Genomic DNA, 21,239 nt, shown 5'->3' with positions numbered 1-21,239 from the left:
GAAAAAATACCATTATGGAATTTAAACTGGTTAACCTATTACCCGAGAACTGGTTGCATGCTTTAGGTGCAACATTGTTTCACTCACTTTGGCTGGGCGTAATTCTGGCCCTGCTGGCAGGTTTAGTTATGTTTACCACCCGTAAGGCAAGTGCTGCTTTACGCTACAACCTGCTAACCGTTTGTTTAAGTCTGTTTGTTGTGGCCATTGCTTTTACTTTTTATACAGAACTGCAAAAACCGGTAATTGCTGCACAATTGTTTGGTGATAACCAAAAGGTAGTTAATCTTTCACCTGTTGACGGACAAGTCATTACCAGTGTGCAGGATCAAATGAGTGCGGGTATGAACCGGGCCCTTTCATTATGGAATGCCTATACTGTACAGATTGTTTTAATTTGGTTTTTGATCATCTGTGGTAAAAGTATCCAGCTTATTGTGGGGTTAAATAATGTTTACCACTTGCGTAACCATGCAATTTATGCTGCAGGCAAAAAATGGGATGTAAAACTGGAAGAACTTAGCGAGAAGCTGGGTATAAGCCAACCAATTAGTCTGATGCAATCGGGTATTGCGCAAATGCCTATGGTTGTGGGGCATTTTAAACCATTGGTATTGATTCCGCTAGGCTTGCTTAACGGATTATCAACTGCCGAAGTAGAGGCCATTCTCGCACACGAGCTGGCACACATTAAGCGTAAAGATTATCTGGTAAACCTGCTGCAAAGCTTTATCGAAATCGTTTTTTTCTTCAACCCGGCGGTACTTTGGGTATCGCAATTAATAAAAACAGAACGTGAACACTGTTGCGATGATTTGGCCATCGCTTGTGTAAACGATCGTAAAAACTACGTTCAGGCTCTGGTAGTCTGTCAGGAGTTTAAGCAGCGTGCACCTGCTTATGCCATGGCAGTTACGGGTAAGAAAGGTAGCCTGCTGCAAAGGGCAAGCAGGATGTTATTTAACACCAATTCAACTTTAAACAAAATGGAAAAGACAATATTAACCATCGCACTGGTTTCGGTAGTGGTTTGCACTGCTGCATTTAAAAGTGTTGGCCATGCAAAAACAGTTAACGCAAATAAAATATCAAGCGCCATTCAGGTAGTACAGGATTCGACCAAAAAGCGTGTAGCAGCTAAACGCAGCAGCGAAGAAGCAAAACAAGGCAAATCTGCCGAACAGATAGAACGCGAAATAGCGGCTAAAATGGACCGTAACGAAAAATCGTTGCAAGAAAAAAATAGAGCCTCAATTGAAAAGGAACAGGATATTAAAGCCCGCAAAGAAGATCAGAAACGTGCAAGGGAAGATAGAAAAATGGCAGCAGAAGATATAAAACGCGCCGCAGCAGATAAAGAGCTGGCTAAGCAGGATGCTGCATGGGCAAAAGAAGATGCAAAATGGGCGAAGGAAGACGCCAAATGGGCAAAAGAACATGCTGATGGAAAAGGTTATGATGTGCCACGTCCGCCGCGCCCTCCGCGACCAGCCAGAGCACCACGCCCGGCAAGAGCGCCAAGGCCGGTGAGCTCATATGCGATACCTCCTACACCACCAACTCCTCCTACGCCTGCAACGCCGGCTACACCTCCAACCCCGCCAACTCCACCGGCTTATGGTAGTACTACTACAACCAGAACAGGTGTTGAACGGACAGTTACTTCTAAAACGGTAACCAATGGCGATGGCCACGATTATACCACGGAAATCAACCAGCAGATGATCAAAGATGGTATTATCAGCAGCACAAACAAACTCTCGTATAAGCTTAATAAAGATGAACTGATTGTAAATGGTGTTAAGCAAAGTGCGGATATACAGAAAAAATACAAGCAAAAGTTCTTAAAAAACGAAGGACACTCGCTGATGTATAATTTCATGGTAGAGAACCACAAAACCAATTTCTAAAAAGCGCTAATCCAACCCCTTCATGAAAACAACAATTGTGGCCTTTTTGGTCATGTGGATGAATATTGCCCTTACTTTCGCTCAAGCTCAAACACCATCATCCAAAATTTATGGTCGGGTATTGGATGCCGAAGGCAAAAACATCGAATTTGCTACGGTGGCTCTGCTGAAAGATGCAGTTTTGGTAAAAACCAGCTTTACCGAAGCTGACGGACGTTTTGGTTTCGATAAGCTTGCTTACGGGAGGTATCTGATTAAAATATCAGTGGTAGGAGCAGCCATTTACCAGAGCGACACTTTGCTGGTGGATGCGGCACATAGCAGTATCGCTTTAGTCGATATTAAAATGGGTACCGGTACCAATAACCTTAAAGAGATAACGGTTGCTGGTCAAAAAGCTTTTGTTGAACGCAAAATAGATCGCATGGTAGTGAATGTTGATGCGCTGATTTCGAATGCAGGTACCACAGCGCTCGATGTGCTAAGCAAATCGCCGGGTGTGAGCGTCGATCAGAATGGAACCATCTCGCTTAAGGGGAAAAACGGAGTGGCTATTTTTATCGACGATAAACCTACTTATCTTTCAGGTGGCGACCTGGAAAACTATCTGCGCTCGTTACCCTCCTCATCACTCGATCAGATTGAACTGATGACCAACCCACCAGCCAAATATGATGCGGCGGGAAATGGTGGGGTAATCAACATCAAAACCAAGAAAACCAAAACGGCAGGTTTTAACGGTGGGATTAATCTGAGCCTGAATCAGGGACAGATGAGTCGTTCAAACGATAGCTTTAACTTTAATTACCGTAAGGATAAGCTGAACGTTTTCGGAACACTGAGTTACAACCTTAACAACAGTTTTACCGATCTGGATTTGAACCGGAAATATAAAAATGACGATGGTAGTTCCAAATCCTACTTTAACCAAAATTCTTATTTCCGCAGGCGTGGCCATACTTTTAACCTGAAAACAGGCATCGATTTTTATGCTACCGATAAAACTACCTGGGGAGTGGTATTTACGGGCATGAACCGGATTTCGAAACAGGTAAACAACAATACCAGCAACCTATCTAACGCGGCCATGCAACTCGATTCGGTAATCCGCGCCGAAAATATCGATCAGATTAAATATCAGAATGCCGGGGTTAATTTAAACTACAGGCATAAATTTAACCAGACAGGCAGAGAACTGACTTTCGATGCAGATTACCTGCTTTATCACAACCAAACTGATCAAACCTATTACAATTTCAGCTATCTGCCCAGTATGGCTTTGAAGTATCAGGATATTTTAACTGGCGATTTGCCTTCCAATATTGATATTTATACGGCTAAAATAGATTATAGCCATCCGCTGGCCAATAAATGGAAGCTTGATGTCGGAGCCAAAACAGCCTACACCAAAACCAATAACACTGCTGGTTATTTCAATACCTCGAACGGGAAAACGACTCCCGACTACGAAAAGAGCAATCACTTTTTATACCGCGAAAATATCAATGCTGCTTACCTGAACATGAGCAGGGAAGGGAAAAGGTTTTCGCTTCAGGTTGGGCTACGGTACGAAAATACAGTTTCGAACGGGCACCAGCTGGGCAATCTCATTAAACCCGATTCGAGTTTTAAACGCACTTACAATAGCTTGTTCCCAACATTTTATCTTTCCTACAAACTCGATACAGCAGGTAATAACCAGCTGGGCTTAAACTATGGGCGTCGCATCGACCGGCCTTATTATCAGGACCTGAACCCTTTCTTTTCACCCTTGGATAAGTTTACTTATTATGTGGGCAATCCTTTTTTAAAGCCTTCGTTTACACAGAGCTTAGAACTATCGCATACCTTTAAGAGTAAAATAACCACCACCTTTAGTTACAGCTGGGTGCGCGATGAAGTAAATGAAACCATCGAAATATTAAATGGCACTTATTACAGTCGGCCGGCCAATGTGGGTAAAACCAGGGTAGCCAATCTTTCTGTGAATGCAGAAATTGATTTAACCAAATGGCTTAAACTGAATGCTTATACCGAGGTAGGCAGAATGGTTTCGAAGACCGATTTTTATACGGGTTATTTGGTAACCAATGGTACTTTTTTCAGGGCTTACCCCAATTTACAGTTTAAAATCAGTCCAAGCTGGAGCGCCGAGTTAAACGGACAGTACCAGAGCAAGTTTTCTAATGTGCAGTTTTTATTGGGATCAGTGCACGAGTTTGGCGCAGCAGTACAGAAAAAATTAAGTGCAAAAAGCACCTTGAAACTAACAGCTGGAGATATTTTCAGAAACCGCATATTTAATGGGGTAATTAATAACCTAGCTGCTACGGAGGCTAACTGGGTAAACCGGCAGGATTCGAGAAGGGTGGTTGTAAGTTACAGCTATCGCTTTGGTAAAGCTTTTAGCACACCGTCCAATCACGAATCATCGGGAGCGGATGCAGAGAAGAACAGGGTGAAGAATTAATAAATCAATATCAACGGGAGTGCAACAGCATGTTTGCAGAGAGCTATCGGAAAAATTTATCATCCTGGTAGATTCCTCAACTGGGTTGCACTCCATTCGAAATGACGATCAGATGTCTCAAACAAACTGATTCAATACCAGCACGCCAACCAAACCCAATATAGATACTAAGCTTTCCATCACCGTCCAGGTACTGAAGGTTTCTTTGAGTGTAAGGTTAAAATATTCTTTAAACATCCAGAAACCAGTATCGTTAACGTGCGAGAACATCAGGCTCCCGGCACCAACCGATAATACCATTAGCTCGGGCGGGGTACCCGGCCCAATTAAAGGTAAAACCATACCCGATGCAGTTAATGCCGCAACGGTAGCCGAACCCAACGTAACCCTGAGCGATGCTGTAATGAGCCAGGCTAAAAGCAAAGGAGATAAGTTTAAACCACCGGTTAGCTGTTTTACTGTTTCGCCCATGCCACTATCAATCAAAATCTGTTTGAAGGCACCACCCGCCGCAATAATTAAAACGATCATGGCGATGCTTTTTACCCCTTCGGTACAAGATTCCATCGCTTTGGCAATCGAGGCCTTTTGCAGCATTAAGGTAAGTACTACCGAAAGGAGCAGTGCGGCAGTTGGATCAGCGAGAAATACAAAGATGGCTTTACCAGGGTAATCCATTTTTAAACTACTGCCCAGCGTACCGGCGATAATTAAAAATACGGGTAAGAGTGCCGTAATAAAACTTTTAGAAGCCGAAGGCAGATGCTCGTCTTCATTAATTACAAAGCCATCTTGTACAACGTTTGTGCTTCGTTTTAAGATCAGCCTTGGTAAATAAACCCCGGCAATAACGGCAATGGGCAAGCTTAGAATTAATCCATAAATCAGCGTTTTTCCAATGTCTGCATGAAATATACCGGCCAGCGCTACAGGGCCAGGGTGCGGTGGTAAAAAGCCGTGGGTTACCGAGAGGGCTGTAGCCATTGGCAAGCCAATATATAGTTTGGAGAGACCTGTTGCAGCGGCTATAGCAAAAACCAGCGGAATTAAAACCACAAAGCCGGCATTATAAAAAAGCGGAATGCCAACCAGTAAGCCCGTTAAAAGTACTGCCCACTGAATATTTTTTTGACCAAAGGCTTTAATGAGAATGAATACAATCTTTTTGGCAGAGCCGCTATCCTCAATCAGTTTGCCCATCATGGCACCCAATGCCAAAACCATTACCATACTGCCCAGTGTACTGCCTATACCATTGCTTATGGCACTCATTACTTTGGCAGCCGGCATCCCCAGAAGCAAACCAGTAATAATGGCTACAGCCAGCAGGGCAATCATCGGGTTGATCTTTTTCAAAATCAAAATAAACAGCAGGAGGATACCAAGAAGTAAGATGAATAATGACATTTGGTTAAGGGTTTAAGGAGGATGATTAGTTTTATCGACAGCTCTACACAGATCAATAGGTACCTGTGAAAAGCATGACTGCTATTTTTTAACCGTAATGGTTCTACCGGTAACCAGTGTAAATTCGTAAATACGGTACAAACCATCGTCTTTAATTTCTATACTTTCTACCAGGCCGGTTTTGCTGAAAGTGTCGGTTACCATACTGCCAACCTTTACATCCTGAAGCACTTCAGTCGGTGTATCACTGTTTAATCTGATCATAAGGGTAAAAGTATCAAAATTCTATGGTTTTAGCCACGGATACACGGAGCCCACAGAAAATATCATGTACTAGGCTTTGTGGCCTTCGTATTTGCCGTTAAACGCGAATAATGCGCTTAGCCCTCCGTTCTTAAAATTTTTAAAGGTGGTTGCTTAAGGATACTCCTTGTACTTAAAACTCCTGTAATCACCACCAGCGATACAATTGAACCAAATAACAGCAGGGTAGGGAAAAATGGTGGAATAAACGCTGCATCAAAACTAAATTTAGCCAGCGCCCAGCTTCCGCCAAGTGCCAGGATTAATCCTGCACCAGCTGCAAAGGCACCTAAAAACAAATATTCAATCGCATTAATCCGGATAATCTGCCTGCTGCTGGCTCCCATGGTACGGAGTAAAATACTTTCTTTTATCCTCTGGTTTTTACTCGTTAACACCGAAGAAATTAACACAATCCATCCAGTTACCATGCTAAAACCTGCCATAAACTGAATTACGAAACCGATTTTGCCCAATAATTCATCCAGTAATTTTAACACCAGATCTAAATCAATTACCGAAACATTGGGGAACTGCTGCACCACTTCTCCTTGGAAACGTGCAGAAACCTCGCTCGAGGGAACCCTGGTCATCAATACATGAAACTGTGGGGCTTCTTCTAAAACCCCTGCCGGAAAAACAACCCTGAAATTGGTTTGCATCCTGCTCCAGTTTACTTCCCTTAAGCTGCCCACTACGGTAGGGATCATCATGCCCTGTACGTTAAACAGTATTTTATCGTTTAAACCCACCTTAATCTGTTGTGCATAACGCTGATCTAGCGAAATGTAAACCGTTTCGTTGGCTTTTACCCGGCCAGTCCATTTACCCGAAGTAATCTTTTCAGCTGCGGTGAGGGTATCCTGATAAGTGGCCCTGATTTCGTTACGGTAGGCCCTGCGATTGTTGGTATCGGCAGTCGATTTTTTACCGTTAATCTCCTCAATACGCATGGTAATTACCGGTACCTGGTTCATTAAAGGCAATTTAAAAGCTTTGGTTAAGCTGTCCAGTCCTTCCTTTTGCGTATTCTGAATGTCAAACATCACCATGTTGGGTTGGTTGCTGCCCGATGAGAGGCTAACCCGATTCATTAAAATACCCTGCACAAAAAACAGCGTGCAGATAAAAGTTGTAGAAAGTCCAATGGAAACCGTTAACATTAAAGTTTGGTTGTTAGGCCGGTAGAGATTTGCAAAACCCTGTCGCCAAAGGTAACCCGCAGTGCCAGGCAAAAGTTTCCTGACCATAAGCAAAAGCAGTTTAGATAAGATCAGGAGTAAAATAAAGGCGATGGCAATACTGAGGGTAAAAGATACTGTTTGCACCCAGGTTTTCATCTGTAAATGGGTAAAGCCTGTAATGAAGGCAGCCATCAACAGATAAACCAGCCACAATAAGGGATCGCGGCTGCGGCTAACTCTTTCGAAAGAAACCCGTATGGCATTTAGGGGCGAAATTTTGCGCACCGCTAAAAGCGACGGCAGGGCAAACAGAACGGATATGATGAGCCCGAGTAAAATCCCCTGACCAACTGCCGGCCACGAAACCTGCATGGTAATTTCGATGGGTAGAAAATCTTTCAAAACCCAGGGAAGCAAAAACTGTATAGCTGTACCGAGCAGTGCGCCAACAACTGCCGCAATTAAACCGATAAAAAACACCTGGATCAGGTAAATTAAAAATGCATGTCGCGCTTTTAAACCCAAGCAGCGTAAGGTGGCAATGGTGGCCAGTTTTTCCTGAATGTAAACCTGTATGGCACTGCCCACACCTATGCAGCCCAGCAATAAGGCTATAAAGCCCGATAAAGCCAGAAAACGATTCACATCTTTGAACGATCTGCCAGTCTGTTCTTTTCTAGATTCGACAGTTTCAGCATCGAAACCTTCTTTTTCGAGCCTACTGTCTTGTTTTTTTACCCACTCATCAATTTTCGATGGGTCGTTAAATTTAAAGTAGAACTTATGGTTAATCCGACTTCCGGTTTTAATCAGATTGGTTTTTTCGAGGTATTGTAGCGGAATGTAAACGGTTGGAGCAATGCTTGACGAAATTCCGGTTTGGCCGGGTGTCTTGGTTAGTGTACCCAGTATCTTAAAGTTAAGGTCCCCCACTTTTACTGAGTCGCCAACCTTTGCATTAAACTGCAGCATGAGGGTTTTATCAACCAGTGCATTTCTGTCTGATTGAAAGCTTTTTGCTGCAGCTACAGGAATGGTTTCGATGGCACCATAGTAAGGATATTTTCCCTCCAATGCCTTCATTTGCACCAGTCGGCTACCGCCACCTTTCTGGAAATAAATCATTGAGGCAAAAGTTTTTTCCTGCGACCGCTCGTCTCCCAGTGTGTCGAGCATGTTGTTCATCACATTGCTCACACCTTTGCGGCTATCCAATACCAGATCTGCCCCTGTTAGTTCTTTTGCCTGCGCATCGATATCTTTTTGTAAGTTATCTTTAAAAGAATAAACGGCCACCAGTGCAGCGATACCCAAAACGATAGCCGAAATAAAAAGCAACAAGCGCGAACGGTTTTTCCGGCTGTCGCGCCAGGCCATTTTAAGTAGCCACGAAAGTTTAATGCGTTGTTTCGGAATGGTGCTATGCATAAGTCGGGTTTTCGTCAGAAAGGATTACGCCTCCTTTTATTTTGATGGTTCTCGATGTGCGGGCTGCCAGTTCAAGATCGTGGGTTACAATGATCAGGGTAGTTCCGGCATCTTTATTTAAATCGAAAAGCAGTTTAATTACTTTCTCGCTGGTTTCGGCATCGAGATTACCCGTAGGCTCGTCGGCAAAAAGAATGGCCGGCTGATTGGAAAAGGCCCTGGCCAGCGAAACCCGCTGCTGTTCTCCACCCGATAATTGTACGGGGTAGTGTTGCGCGCGATCGGCCAGTCCAACTTTATCCAGCAGTTCTAAAGCATGCGCCCTGATGTTTTTTGCTCCCCTTAATTCCAACGGAACCATTACATTTTCTAATGCAGTTAAGGTTGGCAACAACTGAAAATTCTGAAAAATGAATCCAACATATTGATTCCTTACTGCAGCGCGCTCATCTTCGTTTAATTTTTCGAGTGCGATCCCATTCAATTCTACGGTACCACCACTGGCCCTGTCGAGGCCTGCACACAAACCCAGCAAGGTAGTCTTGCCGCTTCCTGAAGGACCGGTTATGGCGACTGTTGAGCCTGCAATGATGGAAAAATTAATCTGATCGAGAACGGTTAATTCGCGCCCGGCACTTTGGTAAATTTTGCTTACATTTCGGATGTTCAATATGCTTTCCAATAGCTGATGTTTTTAGGGTTTGCGTATAGATTTTTGCCAAACATAACAGGATGTTGCCTGTTAAGATAATATTTTATAATTAGATATACACCGGTTAAATATGTTACGAAAACGCATTATAGGCCTATTTGTTTTAGGAATTGCACTGCTGGGCTGTGGTAACGGGCAAAGCAAAAACGATAAGGTTAAAACTTTAGATTCGGCTGACCAAAAAAAGGTTGCAATAAGCCAGGATCAAAAAAATATTCTCTTTTTTGGCACGAGTTTAACAGCAGGTATGGGGCTCGATCCTTCGGAAGCTTTTCCTGCTTTGATCCAGAATAAAATCGACTCGTTAAAATTGCCTTACAAGGTTATTAATGGCGGTTTAAGTGGCGAAACTTCTGCCGGGGGCAAGGGAAGGATTGACTGGTTGCTGAAACAGCCAGTGAGTATCTTTGTGCTCGAACTGGGCGCTAATGATGGTTTAAGGGGCCTGCCTGTAGCGCAAACCATTAAAAACCTGCAGGATATTGTTGACCGGGTGAAGGCTAAATATCCTGATGCCAAACTTGTATTGGCTGGTATGCAGGTACCGCCGAGCATGGGTGCTAAATATGCTGCCGATTTTAAGAATATTTTTCCGGTACTGGCACAGAAAAACGAAATGAAACTGATCCCGTTTTTGCTGGATAAGGTAGGTGGCGTACCGAAATTAAACCAGGCTGATGGTATTCATCCAACTGCAGAAGGAGATAAGATCCTGGCCGAAAATGTTTGGGTGGTGTTGAAGGATTTATTGTAGTTTAATTGCCAGTTTTAACCGCAAAGCATGCAAAGTTAGGTGCAAAGCCTGCAAAGTAGGGGGGATTAAAAATCACTAATCCTCGGTGGCTTCTGCGCATCAGTGGCATGAAAATTAATGCAAATCTTCTAACGTACCTAGAAAGGCAATAATCTGTTTAATCTCCGTGTTACTTAAATTCAGTTTATCGGCAGCTAAAGTTTGGTTATCAACAGTTATCCCCATTCCAGCACCTCCGCCGCGATTATAGAAATCCATAACCTGCTCCAGTGTTTTATACACCCCATTGTGCATGTAAGGTGCTGTTTTGGTAATGTTGCGTAAAGTAGAAGTTTTAAAGGCATGCTTGTATTGTGGATAAGCATACAGCGCGTAACGTCCCAGATCCTGGTCTATTTTTGGTTTTATGGTATCGGTGCTTGCAGGTACCCCCAGAACCTCTGCTTCACTTTTAATGAACAGGGGAGCTGGTGTGCCATTAAAAAGTGGCGCAAAATGACAACTACCGCATTTAGCTTTCCCCATAAACAGATTAAATCCCTTCTTTTCTTCCTCATTAAGTTGTTTTTTATCACCCCGCATATAACGATCAAACTTTGAGTTAAAAGGCGATAGGGACCGGATATAAGAAGCCAGTGCATGCTGGATTTTCCAAGGATCAACCTTGCCTGTCTTATCCTGGTAGGCCTTTTGAAATAAGGTTGAGTAAGTTTTCGAAGTGTTGATCCGTGCTGAAGCCTGTGCGAGTGAACCATCCATTTCCTGTTTGTGGTGAACCACGTCCAGTGCCTGATCTTCAAGAGTGCCTGCTTTTAAATCGTAAAAGAACCCGCGTTGCAAGCCTGCATAGGTTAACGTTGGGGTATTTCTCAATAAGGTTTCACCTTTTGATATTGCAGCTGCTTTGGTTAAACCATCGGTAAAAGCGAGCGATTGGTGATGGCAGCTGGCACAGCTGCGCTTGCCTCCGTTAGAAAGTACCGGATCGTTAAATAGGGTTTTGCCAAGTGCAATCTTGTCGTCGTTAATAAATAAGGTGCTGTTACCCACAAATTTATTTACGTTAAAAGCATTTGGCTGGAACATAGTTACCGCATCATCGTGCAATGCAGAGCCACTAGCAGCAGTTGGTATTTTTTTCTCTATCCGAAGCAGGTTGATGTGTTTACTGATCGGATCGAGGTAAGCTGTTATAAAAGTTAACCTGTCAAAGCTATTGAAATTAGGGTTTTTATCCAGATAGGCAATGGCAGGAGCTATTGCTTTATTTGCCGAGGCATCATATTTCACTAATACGTCTTCAATTCCTTTTAGAGCAGATGCCGTTTCTGGGATTGCCTGTAAGGCCGCTGGTGTATCAAAACCGGTAATGCCCAAACTGGTAATCCTGAAAATTTCCAGCCGTATGGCATCAAATAGTTGTGCATCGGTAAGTTGGTATTGCTCATTAAAACGGCTAACCCGCTGCAGGTTTAGCTGCATTTTTTTTATCTCGTTTAATAACTCCAGGCGGTTTTCCTTTGATGGTTCTTCATAAATTATTTCCTCCATTACCTGAAAGCCCGTTGGGTTTTCGATCAGGTTTTCGCCCAGTTCAATTTCATCAATGGGTGCGCCATTAAGCATAACCGCTGTTGAAGGGAAAAAATATTCGATATAATACTCCAGCTGCTTATATTTTGCCCTGGCCAGTAAAAAGGATTGTTTAATTGCCTTTTCGTTAAGATCCTGAACGGCCTTAAATAATTTTTGATCAACAATAGTTTGAAGTTCAATAAGCTGCTGGTCAAAGTCTGCCTTAACCTGTTCCGGTGCTGATTTGGTTTCTGTTTTGCAGAAAATAGATAGCAGCGTAGTGAAGGTTATTAGTGAAGCGCAAAAGACAACTTTTTTAAGGCCTGGCATATTTGGGTAGGTTGAAATAAAATAGAAAAATCCCTTCCAGCTACTGCCGAAAGGGAAATGAAAGCATTTTTGGGTTATTTTGAAACGCCGCGAACAATTACTACTTGTCCACCTTCGTTATTGTTTACTAATCTGGTTGTACCACCATCGGCATTTTTGTATTTATCGTTTGTCCAGGTGTGTGGGTGTAAATTAACGATAAAGGTATCTGGAATGCCTGTTAAAGTCGAGATATCATACATGGCGCCATACTCCCAGCTACTTAATAATGTGCTGTTTGATGGATTGTATTTCGCATTAAAAGTAGCATCTGTTCTGCGGTGGTTCATCTGTAACATCGGTTTTAACGATTTTGAAGCCATCGCAAACTGCCAGATGGTTCCATCGTGATCGTTGTTTTTGTAAAACGAATCGCCATCTTCCTGAATGTACACGTAGTTTTCAGTAACGCAAAGATTATCAGGGTTTACAATGCTTTTTCCCGGATTATCGTTACCATCAACAGCAACTTCCAGTTTACCTTTTAGCGGGTTGCTTGCATCAAGCACCAATTTGTACACACGGCCCCACATGGTTTTGCCGCTTACAGGCGTAATTTTATCGCCCTGGCTAACACCGGTTGCAGTAAAATATACTTCACGTCCGTTTGCTGCACTACCTTTTCTGTAATCGATATCTTCAACACGCGCTAACATTAAAGCTTTTTTGTCAATAGTTTGCTGCTGCAACTGCGCACCGGTACTGCTTTTTACATTGTCAAGTTCTACAAACTCCACATCGTAAGTTTGTCCTTTATCCATGTTGGTTTCAATAGGGTCGTTATTGCTGCGTTTCATTACATATAACTTGCCGTTTTCCAAATCTCCCTGGGTGTTAGATACGTACATGGCCAGCTGTCCGTCTGTTTCATCTTCGCCAATCATGATTACCGTTTTACCTGCAAATGCTCCTTTAGGTAGCGGTACGGCATTTTCGGCACTCCATCTGCCCAAAGCACTAACGGTTCTTTGTTTATTCTTTTTATCAGCAGCTGCAAGTGGATCGATGGCATGAATCATCGATTCTGCACCACTTTCGCCCGCAGTTAAGAAAACCGGTTTAGCAAAACCATGTTCTTCCGGCGTTGCCATTGTAGCAGAACAAAGACGGGTCATACCACCATCAGAATCTACAATGTATTCTCCTTTTACAGGTTTAAAATTTTTATCTAAGTAAACACGCGATACCGATTGAAGGATTTCGTGGTTGTTAATCATAATGAAACCTTCGCCAGCAGGGTTTTTAATAATTCCTGCTCCGTCAGGTTGCGCACCAAAAATAAAATTAGGCGACTCAGGCAATACATCATCCGAGCTGATTAGTGTAGTAATGTTAAGGCTTTCGAAACCAGGCATTGCTTTTACCAATGATGGGTTTACCGAATAATCTTTTAACGTAACCGGAGTAGTGGTTTCTGGTGTTTCCGGTTCATTGTTTTTTTTACAGGCACTGATTACTATTGTAGAAGTAACGAATGCAGCAACAGCAAAGGCTAGTGCCTTTTGCTTTAATAGCGTTTTGTTCATAAGTTTTGTTTTCCGTTTGAGGCAAAATTACATTGGCTATGTTGCGAAAAATTAAAGTATATGTTAAGCTAAGCTGCATGGCGCTATTTAGAATGGTTCTGTTGTATAGGATAAATATGAGTTAGGAAGTTTAATCTCTTTTAAATTGTTTTAATGTATGGTTATTTCATCCGGAAACGGAACTGGTTTGGATGTGTTGCTTTCAATAGGCATTTGCGCGCCTCGTTCCTTCAGGGCTTTCCCTAAAATGTTAGCAAGCCTTTTAGTTTCGGCAGGATTTGCTGCTGCCAGATTGTTTTGCTCTGAAATATCCTTGCTTAAATCATAAAGTTCAAGGGACTGGTTGCGCATGCGGTAAATCAGTTTCCATTGGCCGTATCGTAATGCACTGTAATAGTTTATACCCAAAAGCTGTTCATCTTTTTCATTGGTCCACTTGTTAGGGTAATGAAAAATAAGTGGCCGGTCGTGAAGTTTAACTGCAGAATTTTTTAAAGTAGGCACTAAACTTAACCCATCCAGTTTTTGAATCGTTTTTTTATCCTTTATACCTGCCCAATCGAGTATGGTGGGGAAAAAATCGTCGATAATGACCGGATTGCTGTTAACGCTTTGTTCCTTGGTAACGCCGGGCCATTTTACCAGCATCGGTTCGCGGATACCGCCTTCATATACCGATCCTTTTCCCGAGCGGAAGGGGGAGTTGTGGGTATTTGCATCCCCTCCACGGCCGTGTGCATCTAAACCACCGTTATCGCTCATGAAAATAATAATGGTATTGTCTGCTATTCCTTTCTCCGTCAGGAAGTCCATAATATCGCCTAAACTTTTATCCATGCCTTCCACCATACTGGCATACTTTGCTTCGGCGCTATCTAAACCGGCATCGTAATATCGCTGTACAAAACGTTTATCGGCCATAAGGGGCACATGCACGGCATAATGCGCTAGGTTTAAATAAAAAGGTTCTTTTCTGGCAATGGGCGTTTCCATCGCTTTTTTGGCCTCTAAGGTTAAAGCTTCAGTTAAGAAAGTGCCGGTATTGTAGTACTCCTGCAAATCGGGTACGGCCTGCGCCTGTGCTTTGCCGGGTAAATTGCCATAACGTTGCTCGGAGAGGTAACTTTGAGGGTGACCTGCCGAATGGCCTGCAATATTGACCATAAAGCCCAGGTTATAAGGGCTTGCACCGGGTGTACCCATCGATCCCCAATGTGCTTTGCCTACATGGATGGTATGATAACCTGCATTTTTGAGCAATTGCGGGAAAGTGGTTGCATAAACTGTATTTGGTGTATTGGAAACATTGCTTAATCCGTTAATGTTCCAGTTTAAAGGTGCAAACTGGGCATCTTTGGCATCGGTAGGCTCGTTTTTATTGGGCGATGTCCAGTTGGTGATGTGGGTACGTGCCGCATTCATTCCACTAAGCAGGCTTGTTCTGGTAGGCGTACAAACCGGCTGGGCATAGGCATTGGTAAATTTCATACCTTGTTTGGCCAGCCGCTCCATGTTGGGTGTATGGTAACGTTTATTCAAAGGCATCATTTCCGTACAAAAGGGAACCGAGGTGTCCATAATGCCCATATCGTCTACTAAAAATAAAATGATGTTAGGCTTGCTTTTATTTTGTTGCGCAAAAGTATTTAAGCCTATTAAAAGTAATAGCATACCAATTGAATGCTGAATTAACTTGCTGGTTTTTAATGTTGTTTTCAATTTGGTTAGTCGATTAATTAATAGCTGTTTTACACTAAGATAGATTAAATATTTAAGTCAGTATAACGCAAACGTTTGACCGATTTTAATAAAAAAAAGAAAACAGATAAGGCCAACAAACCAATATTTTTTATTCAATTTGCCAGCTGATTCTATGAGGTGCCCGGGATGATCTTTTGAGACCTAAATCCCAATTCACGCATAATTATTGGAGGAGAAAATGCCTAAGTCGATGTAGATATTATGTTAGTAGATGTGTAGTTAAAAATAGGGTGTTTATACGGTGTGTAAATACACAAAAATATGGTTACTTAGTAGCTGGCCTAACTTCCGATAGCAAATAAGGCCTGATTTAACCATCTATAAACATAAACATCTCTAACAATGAACACCTTAAAACTCGAAGAAAGGCTGGACGAAGTGTGGAAACACTGCCAGCGTGGATTAGTGTACCCATCACCTTTTGCTATTTTTACCACATTTTGGGTAAACACACCGGTAAGCCGGCCACAACTTACCGAACTGATGGCTGCGGTGCGGAAAGAAATCAATACCAACGAAGTATTGGCTAACAGAAATACATCGGTAGTACTGGGTATTTCTTTTAAAAACTGGGCGGCTATCTGTAAAAAAGAAGGGCTAAGCCTACCACGCGGAATGCACCTTAATTTCCCAACCAAAGATGATCCTTTTACTTCTGATGTTTTCGATGCCTCGAAAGGGGTTTTCGATGATACCGAAGGCGATCTCTGGTTTCACATTAAAAGTGATAGCAAGCAGGCATGCGAGATCGTACTCGATTTTTTGGTTAAGGGACTTAAAGGCGTAACCAAGCATTATTTTGCACAAGATGCAGCCTCTAAATCCAACCAGAAAGATGGCAATAAAGGTAAGGTACTGGGCTGCCGCTTTTCCGAAAACCTGAATAATCCTTCGGATCCGATTACCATTGCCAAACACACTTTAATTGGTGGCGAAGACATTAGCCATTTGGGCGGATCGTTTGTGCTTGCGCAGCGTTTTATCATCAACTGGAACCAGATTAACATGATGACCGAAGATCAGATCGAAGACCTGATTGGCCGTAAAACAGACGATACCATTATTCCCGACCGCGATTCGCGCAGCCACATTAAATCGGCCAGGATACAGGATGAGCATGGCAATACAACACCGATTCTGCGTTTAGGTTTACCTTTCGGCAGAGCCAAACAATCATCAGTCGGTTTCAGGGCACCAAAATCGGTTACCGTTTCTGACGAGGAAGGCATTTACTTTGCAGGTTTTGCCAAAGAAGCCGGAATCCTCGAAAATATCATGAGCAACCAGGTAGGGGGCGATAAAGGCTTTATGAACGATCGTTTGTTTAATCACCTCAAATCAGATCTGGGCGGTATTTTTTATATTCCAAGCGTAGATGATCTGGGACTGGATGAACACCCCGACTACAGCAACAATTTCTCACATATGGAGAAGGGCGATTGGTCTAAATTTCCGGGCGTAGACTGGACACGCTTAGACCGTCATTACCAGGATGCATCCAAAAACGGACTGATGTACTACAGCCATCAGAATTACCTGTTTGCCATGTCGACCGGTATTAACCGCCACAACCACTATTTTAAAACACCAAGCAACCGCATACTGAGCCTGCTGGAGAATATTTTTTCTTTATGGCAGGATAACTGGTATTTTAACCGCAAACAGGAAGAAATTAAAGACGACCTTCAGCATTACATTAAAGCCTACGAGGGGAGCGATAAACCTGCTGATATCATGAAAGAATCAATCATGGTGAGGAAAGGCTGGGCTGTACGTTTAAGCCTGCAGTTGTTCAGCTCGGCCGATTACGGTTTCAGAGGTCGTAAAATCAGGTTTCCCGATGGTACGCTGCATCCTTATTCGGCCTTTATCGAATCGAAAGGCGAATGTGTGTACGGATCGGATACCTACCGGATTTCGCCCGAAGAAATTATTGTAGGTGCAATGCCAAACCTATCGCTGGGCGAAGGCCGTTATGTAATGAAATACCTTTCGGAAACCGAACGTATGGACGGCTTTTTAAGCAACCTGAGTGAGGCCTCGGGAGTAGGGCACGTTATACCTCATTACGAGAAAGCCCTGCAAAAAGGTTTGCAGCAAATGAAAACAGAAGTACTGGCTTACGAACATAAGGCAACTACTCCTGAGTTGAAAGACTTTTACCGCTCTTCGTATTTGTCGCTGCAGGGCATTACCGAATACATGCAGAACTACGAAAAGCTGGCGCGCGAAACTGCCGGCAAAATGGCCGAAGGGCAAGCCTGGGAAAAGGCCAACCTGCTGACCATTGCGACGCGGATGAAAAAACTGGCTAACGATAAGCCCGATACTTTTGTAGAAGCCATACAGTTTATTTTTACGTTGCACACCTGTTTGCACTTAAATGGCGAACCTACCGCAATTGGCCGTATGGACCAGCTGTTGCAACCTTATTACGAAAAAGATGGTATTTCGGAAGATGAAGCACAGGAAATTATCGATGCTTTTTACATCAAATTAGACGAAAAAGTACAGCAGAACCGCATCTTTATGGAAGATCACCAGCCTTTCGGTAACCTGGCCATGGGTGGTGCTTCCGGTCCGTACCCACAAGGTGCTTCCTTAGGTCAGTGGATTCAGCAAATTACTGTAGGCGGAACGATAGCCGATGGTACTGCCGATTTTGCAGCCAGTAAACCAGCTTATAACGATTTAACTAAACTCTTTATCCGTGCTTCGGGCAGGTTGCCTTTAAATGCACCTTGCCTTTCGCTGCGCACGCGTAAAGATATCCCGAAAGAAATACTCGAAGAAGCAGCTCATGCTGTTCTTTCAGGAGGAGCGCACCCGATATTGCTCAATGATGAAAAAATTATCGAAGGGCTTTACCGCAGTGGAGACAATGTAGGGGGCGAACTTGGCCATAGTCACAAAAACTGGAACTCGGCTGTTTCTATGCAATCGGCACAGAACTATGCCTGCGATGGCTGTTACGAACCGCAGTTTCCTGGCGAGAACTGGTTTTCGCTGGGTGGTTTTTCTACTTTACAGCCACTTGAGTGTGCTTTAAACCAGGGACGTACCTATTCATCGGCAGGGCAATCTTACCTGTTCGGGCAAAACATATCGCTCAATTCTAAACCGGCCGATCAGATTAAAAGCTTTGATGAACTGGTAAAGATTTACTTCCAGCATTTCGAATTGTTAAACCGCAAAGCCTTTAACGGGCAGCTGATGGGTTTCGGTGCCAATACCAAATTCTGTCCTTCGCCAATATTAAATGTGCTGATGGACGACTGTTTGGCCCGCGGACTTGACTTTTACAGCGGAGGTACCAAATACAACATTTACGGGCCTTGCTACATCTCTTTAAGTTCGGCCATTAATTCGTTATACGCCATTAAGGTAATGGTGTTTGATGATAAAAATGCCGTAACCACCCTGCCCGAATTGTTAGAATGTTTGTGCTGCGACTGGGGCTATAAAATGACCGAGCCTTTCATCAGTACACTGGCCGGCGAATCGCGGATTACCAGCCGTTCCGATCGTTTTAAGCGTTTGCGCGAAATCGCGTTGAGCCTGCCTCGTTATGGCCGCGGGCACCACGAAATTGATGCCTTTGGCGATACGATTGTAGGAGGGATTGCCAAAATCTCGGTAGAGACCTTTACCAAACCTTTACCGCAAATGTATAGTGCTTTGCAAAACCTGGCCGCACGTTACGGTACTGAAGAACATCCTTTCGGTATTCAGATCCAGCCGGGGGTAGGTACATTCGAAAACCATGTAGAAATGGGTGCCTGGAATGGAGCCAGTGCCGATGGCCGGAGATTGGGCACGGCTGTAGCTTCCGACCTGAGTGCGGCTCCAAGTCCGATGGATTTACCGGTTGAACATCAATATGCAGGTTTCGAAGCCTCATTGGCTGGTTTCGAAGGTGAAGGTACCGACCTGATGACCGATGGTGCACCAACCGATTATAATGTGAATGAAGATTTCCCGGCAGAAAGAATCGTGCGTGTAATGCAGCAATTTGCCGAAGGTCATTCATCTAATATTCTAACCATCACAGTAGCCAGTCCGGATACTTATAGCCAGGCGGTGGGTTCGCCAGAGCAGTTTAATTTACTTCGTGTAAGAACTGGTGGCTGGTCTAACTTCTTTACCTCGGTGTTCCCGCTCACGCAGGATCAGCACCGCAGGAGACCAGTTTCAACACCAGAAGTGATGGAAAAGAAAGAAGGCGATATTAGCAAATGCCCTTTCCACCATAAAATGGCAGAGGGATAAAATTTAATAAAAAGTAGGTGGGAGCGTGAAGCAACCACCTGCTTATTTCAGTTTATCTCATTTATCCGTTCTTTTTTAACATTTAAGAGTATCTAGGCAATTGGCTTCAGCCTTTTCGCTCCTGGCTCTTTCTTTTACAAGCTCAGATAAACAGCTGCAGTTTAGCTGGAACAATAGTTATGGAAATGGTATACAACCTACTGATTTATTGAGTACTTTGATCTGGTATGATGAAGGGGGTATTTACGAAGCCAGCACTAGTGCGGCCCAACGCGCCGACGAGACTTTTATTTACAATTTAAAGTATCCCGGCGGTCAGGTATTTGCAGATGTATATGTAAGGGTTTTATCTGATGACAGCGAACGCGCCGCCGATAGTTATTTTTTGGGGAGGGTAGAATTGTAAAATCATGAAAAAGTATACATTTATTTTTGAGTTTAAAAACGGAACATACATTAAACAATTGCTGTCTTCGAATTTACACGATGCGACAACTGAATGGATTAATTTGTTGAGCCCGGATGATATCTTTGGGATGACCGATTTGATCAGGCATCAGTTGAAAAGTGAATTGAGTAATGAGCACCCAGTTTTAATTGCAGGCACAGATAATGTTTGGTGTATGTTTTTTAAAGTGGCTAAGCTATCATGTTTACTGCATATTGTTGAAAGTAAATTGTGATGGTAAGAATAAATTTAAAGAGATGTCGGAAATGATAGTCAGGAAATTACCAAAGGATTTTAAATAAGGCAGATATTGGATTTTTTAATGTTTATAACACATCGGTTCTTAACACTAACGAAAAGATTCAGCCCGCAAGGTATTGTAGTGCGAACATTTAATATTTATTTTGGATGTAATGACTAATTACCTGTTAAAATTATGCGAAAAGTCTCTTAATTAAAACATGAATTATATGGTTACCTTTACTGTTATAGCGGCCTTCATAATTGGTTTTTTGATAAATTACCTCATTTATAGAAGAATTGTTGCAGTAGCGGTAAGGAGATATATAACGCCTTACTTAGCTTCCCGGGCACTAAAGCTGAACGATACCAGATTTACCGGCCTGTTTAATAACGGTGACTTTAACTACGAAGGAGCAGAATTTGGTTTTGTGCCGGAAATGGGTAAGACTAAGATTAGCACTTATATCTATGTTTTTGCTGAAGCAGAAAATCGCCAAACGATTCGCTTTACTGCTAAAATTCAGGTTAGGTTTCTCTTCATCCAAAGCGTTTTTTTAAAAGGAAAAAATCTTAAAGAAATAGAATTGATTGATATTAAGAATTAAGATGTTAAACATTTAGACTTCGGTCTTTTTACCATCTAAGGCATCTAAGTTTTCTGCTTTGGTCTTTCAGCTTTGGTCTTTGCGCTTTGGTCTTTCGGCTTTTCGCTTTAGTCTTTCAGCTTAACCTCTTGTCCCCGGTCTTTCACTTAAATCCTCCCGTTCATTTTGATCTTACTGTAATTCTTATAAATTTGCTGTGACCAAATGCATTAACTAAATACCATACCGGCGGAAATCCCTTTATTTTATATCCCATTTCAATTTTTGTATAACCA

General features: G+C 42.9%; 14 protein-coding genes. 7 read left to right on the top strand and 7 right to left on the bottom strand.

Going from position 1 to position 21,239, the window contains the following annotated elements:
• Positions 1–14 precede the first annotated feature (14 nt).
• Positions 15–1,910, top strand: coding sequence for a M56 family metallopeptidase (locus tag HWV58_RS02360; protein WP_175632520.1), 1,896 nt, complete (start codon positions 15–17; stop codon positions 1,908–1,910).
• Between the two features lie 22 nt (positions 1,911–1,932).
• On the top strand, positions 1,933–4,380 hold the full coding sequence (locus HWV58_RS02355) for an outer membrane beta-barrel protein (protein ID WP_175632519.1): 2,448 nt from the start codon (positions 1,933–1,935) through the stop codon (positions 4,378–4,380).
• A gap of 117 nt (positions 4,381–4,497) precedes the next feature.
• Here HWV58_RS02355 and HWV58_RS02350 read toward each other — a convergent pair whose 3' ends face one another.
• The 4 genes from HWV58_RS02350 to HWV58_RS02335 form a co-directional block, all read right to left on the bottom strand.
• A complete protein-coding gene (locus HWV58_RS02350; RefSeq protein WP_175632518.1) occupies positions 4,498–5,787 on the bottom strand; it encodes a GntT/GntP/DsdX family permease in 1,290 nt (429 codons plus the stop codon).
• 81 nt (positions 5,788–5,868) lie between these two features.
• Positions 5,869–6,051: a hypothetical protein gene (locus HWV58_RS02345; RefSeq protein WP_175632517.1), complete on the bottom strand. Its 183-nt coding sequence runs from the start codon at positions 6,049–6,051 to the stop codon at positions 5,869–5,871.
• A 116-nt stretch (positions 6,052–6,167) separates the two neighbouring features.
• Entirely contained in the window at positions 6,168–8,702 is a 2,535-nt protein-coding gene (locus HWV58_RS02340) for an ABC transporter permease (RefSeq protein ID WP_217706931.1), read from the bottom strand.
• Positions 8,695–9,384: an ABC transporter ATP-binding protein gene (locus HWV58_RS02335; protein WP_175632516.1), complete on the bottom strand. Its 690-nt coding sequence runs from the start codon at positions 9,382–9,384 to the stop codon at positions 8,695–8,697. Before HWV58_RS02335 ends, HWV58_RS02340 begins: the two co-directional genes overlap by 8 nt.
• A gap of 100 nt (positions 9,385–9,484) precedes the next feature.
• Here HWV58_RS02335 and HWV58_RS02330 point away from each other — a divergent pair, with 100 nt between their 5' ends.
• Entirely contained in the window at positions 9,485–10,168 is a 684-nt protein-coding gene (locus HWV58_RS02330; protein ID WP_175632515.1) for an arylesterase, read from the top strand.
• A gap of 114 nt (positions 10,169–10,282) precedes the next feature.
• Here the strand turns inward: HWV58_RS02330 and HWV58_RS02325 are convergent, their stop codons facing one another.
• The 3 genes from HWV58_RS02325 to HWV58_RS02315 form a co-directional block, all read right to left on the bottom strand.
• Positions 10,283–12,073 carry a cytochrome-c peroxidase gene (locus HWV58_RS02325; RefSeq protein WP_175632514.1) on the bottom strand — a complete coding sequence of 597 codons (1,791 nt, stop codon included), beginning with the start codon at positions 12,071–12,073 and terminating at the stop codon, positions 10,283–10,285.
• A 74-nt stretch (positions 12,074–12,147) separates the two neighbouring features.
• Positions 12,148–13,638: a PhoX family protein gene (locus HWV58_RS02320; RefSeq protein WP_175632513.1), complete on the bottom strand. Its 1,491-nt coding sequence runs from the start codon at positions 13,636–13,638 to the stop codon at positions 12,148–12,150.
• Positions 13,639–13,788: 150 nt separating this feature from the next.
• Entirely contained in the window at positions 13,789–15,357 is a 1,569-nt protein-coding gene (locus HWV58_RS02315; protein ID WP_235972627.1) for a sulfatase, read from the bottom strand.
• A gap of 384 nt (positions 15,358–15,741) precedes the next feature.
• On the opposite strand from HWV58_RS02315, the gene HWV58_RS02310 reads away from it, so the two are divergent.
• The 4 genes from HWV58_RS02310 (at position 15,742) to HWV58_RS02295 (ending at position 20,964) form a co-directional block, all read left to right on the top strand.
• Positions 15,742–19,668 carry a Dyp-type peroxidase gene (locus HWV58_RS02310; RefSeq protein ID WP_175632512.1) on the top strand — a complete coding sequence of 1,309 codons (3,927 nt, stop codon included), beginning with the start codon at positions 15,742–15,744 and terminating at the stop codon, positions 19,666–19,668.
• Positions 19,669–19,768: 100 nt separating this feature from the next.
• Positions 19,769–20,074 (top strand): hypothetical protein, encoded by a 306-nt coding sequence (locus tag HWV58_RS02305; protein ID WP_175632511.1) that lies wholly within the window; start codon positions 19,769–19,771, stop codon positions 20,072–20,074.
• A 4-nt stretch (positions 20,075–20,078) separates the two neighbouring features.
• Positions 20,079–20,351, top strand: a complete 273-nt coding sequence (locus HWV58_RS02300) for a hypothetical protein (RefSeq protein WP_175632510.1) — start codon at positions 20,079–20,081, stop codon at positions 20,349–20,351.
• Positions 20,352–20,586: 235 nt separating this feature from the next.
• The gene (locus HWV58_RS02295; RefSeq protein ID WP_175632509.1) at positions 20,587–20,964 is read left to right on the top strand and encodes a hypothetical protein; all 378 of its coding nucleotides are present in this window, start codon (positions 20,587–20,589) and stop codon (positions 20,962–20,964) included.
• Positions 20,965–21,239: the final 275 nt, after the last annotated feature.

Source organism: Pedobacter ghigonis (assembly GCF_903166585.1).
Classification (GTDB): Bacteria; Bacteroidota; Bacteroidia; order Sphingobacteriales; family Sphingobacteriaceae; genus Pedobacter; species Pedobacter ghigonis.
Note: the sequence above shows the minus strand (reverse complement) of the source record. Positions and strands in the feature narration are given on the sequence as shown.

Bases quoted from the DNA above. Each gene is read 5' to 3' on its own strand.
- HWV58_RS02360 (WP_175632520.1), top strand. From the start codon at position 15: ATGGAATTTAAACTGGTTAACCTATTACCCGAGAACTGGTTGCATGCT.
- HWV58_RS02355 (WP_175632519.1), top strand. From the start codon at position 1,933: ATGAAAACAACAATTGTGGCCTTTTTGGTCATGTGGATGAATATTGCC.
- HWV58_RS02350 (WP_175632518.1), bottom strand. From the start codon at position 5,787: ATGTCATTATTCATCTTACTTCTTGGTATCCTCCTGCTGTTTATTTTG.
- HWV58_RS02345 (WP_175632517.1), bottom strand. From the start codon at position 6,051: ATGATCAGATTAAACAGTGATACACCGACTGAAGTGCTTCAGGATGTA.
- HWV58_RS02340 (WP_217706931.1), bottom strand. From the start codon at position 8,702: ATGCATAGCACCATTCCGAAACAACGCATTAAACTTTCGTGGCTACTT.
- HWV58_RS02330 (WP_175632515.1), top strand. From the start codon at position 9,485: ATGTTACGAAAACGCATTATAGGCCTATTTGTTTTAGGAATTGCACTG.
- HWV58_RS02325 (WP_175632514.1), bottom strand. From the start codon at position 12,073: ATGCCAGGCCTTAAAAAAGTTGTCTTTTGCGCTTCACTAATAACCTTC.
- HWV58_RS02320 (WP_175632513.1), bottom strand. From the start codon at position 13,638: ATGAACAAAACGCTATTAAAGCAAAAGGCACTAGCCTTTGCTGTTGCT.
- HWV58_RS02310 (WP_175632512.1), top strand. From the start codon at position 15,742: ATGAACACCTTAAAACTCGAAGAAAGGCTGGACGAAGTGTGGAAACAC.
- HWV58_RS02300 (WP_175632510.1), top strand. From the start codon at position 20,079: ATGAAAAAGTATACATTTATTTTTGAGTTTAAAAACGGAACATACATT.
- HWV58_RS02295 (WP_175632509.1), top strand. From the start codon at position 20,587: ATGGTTACCTTTACTGTTATAGCGGCCTTCATAATTGGTTTTTTGATA.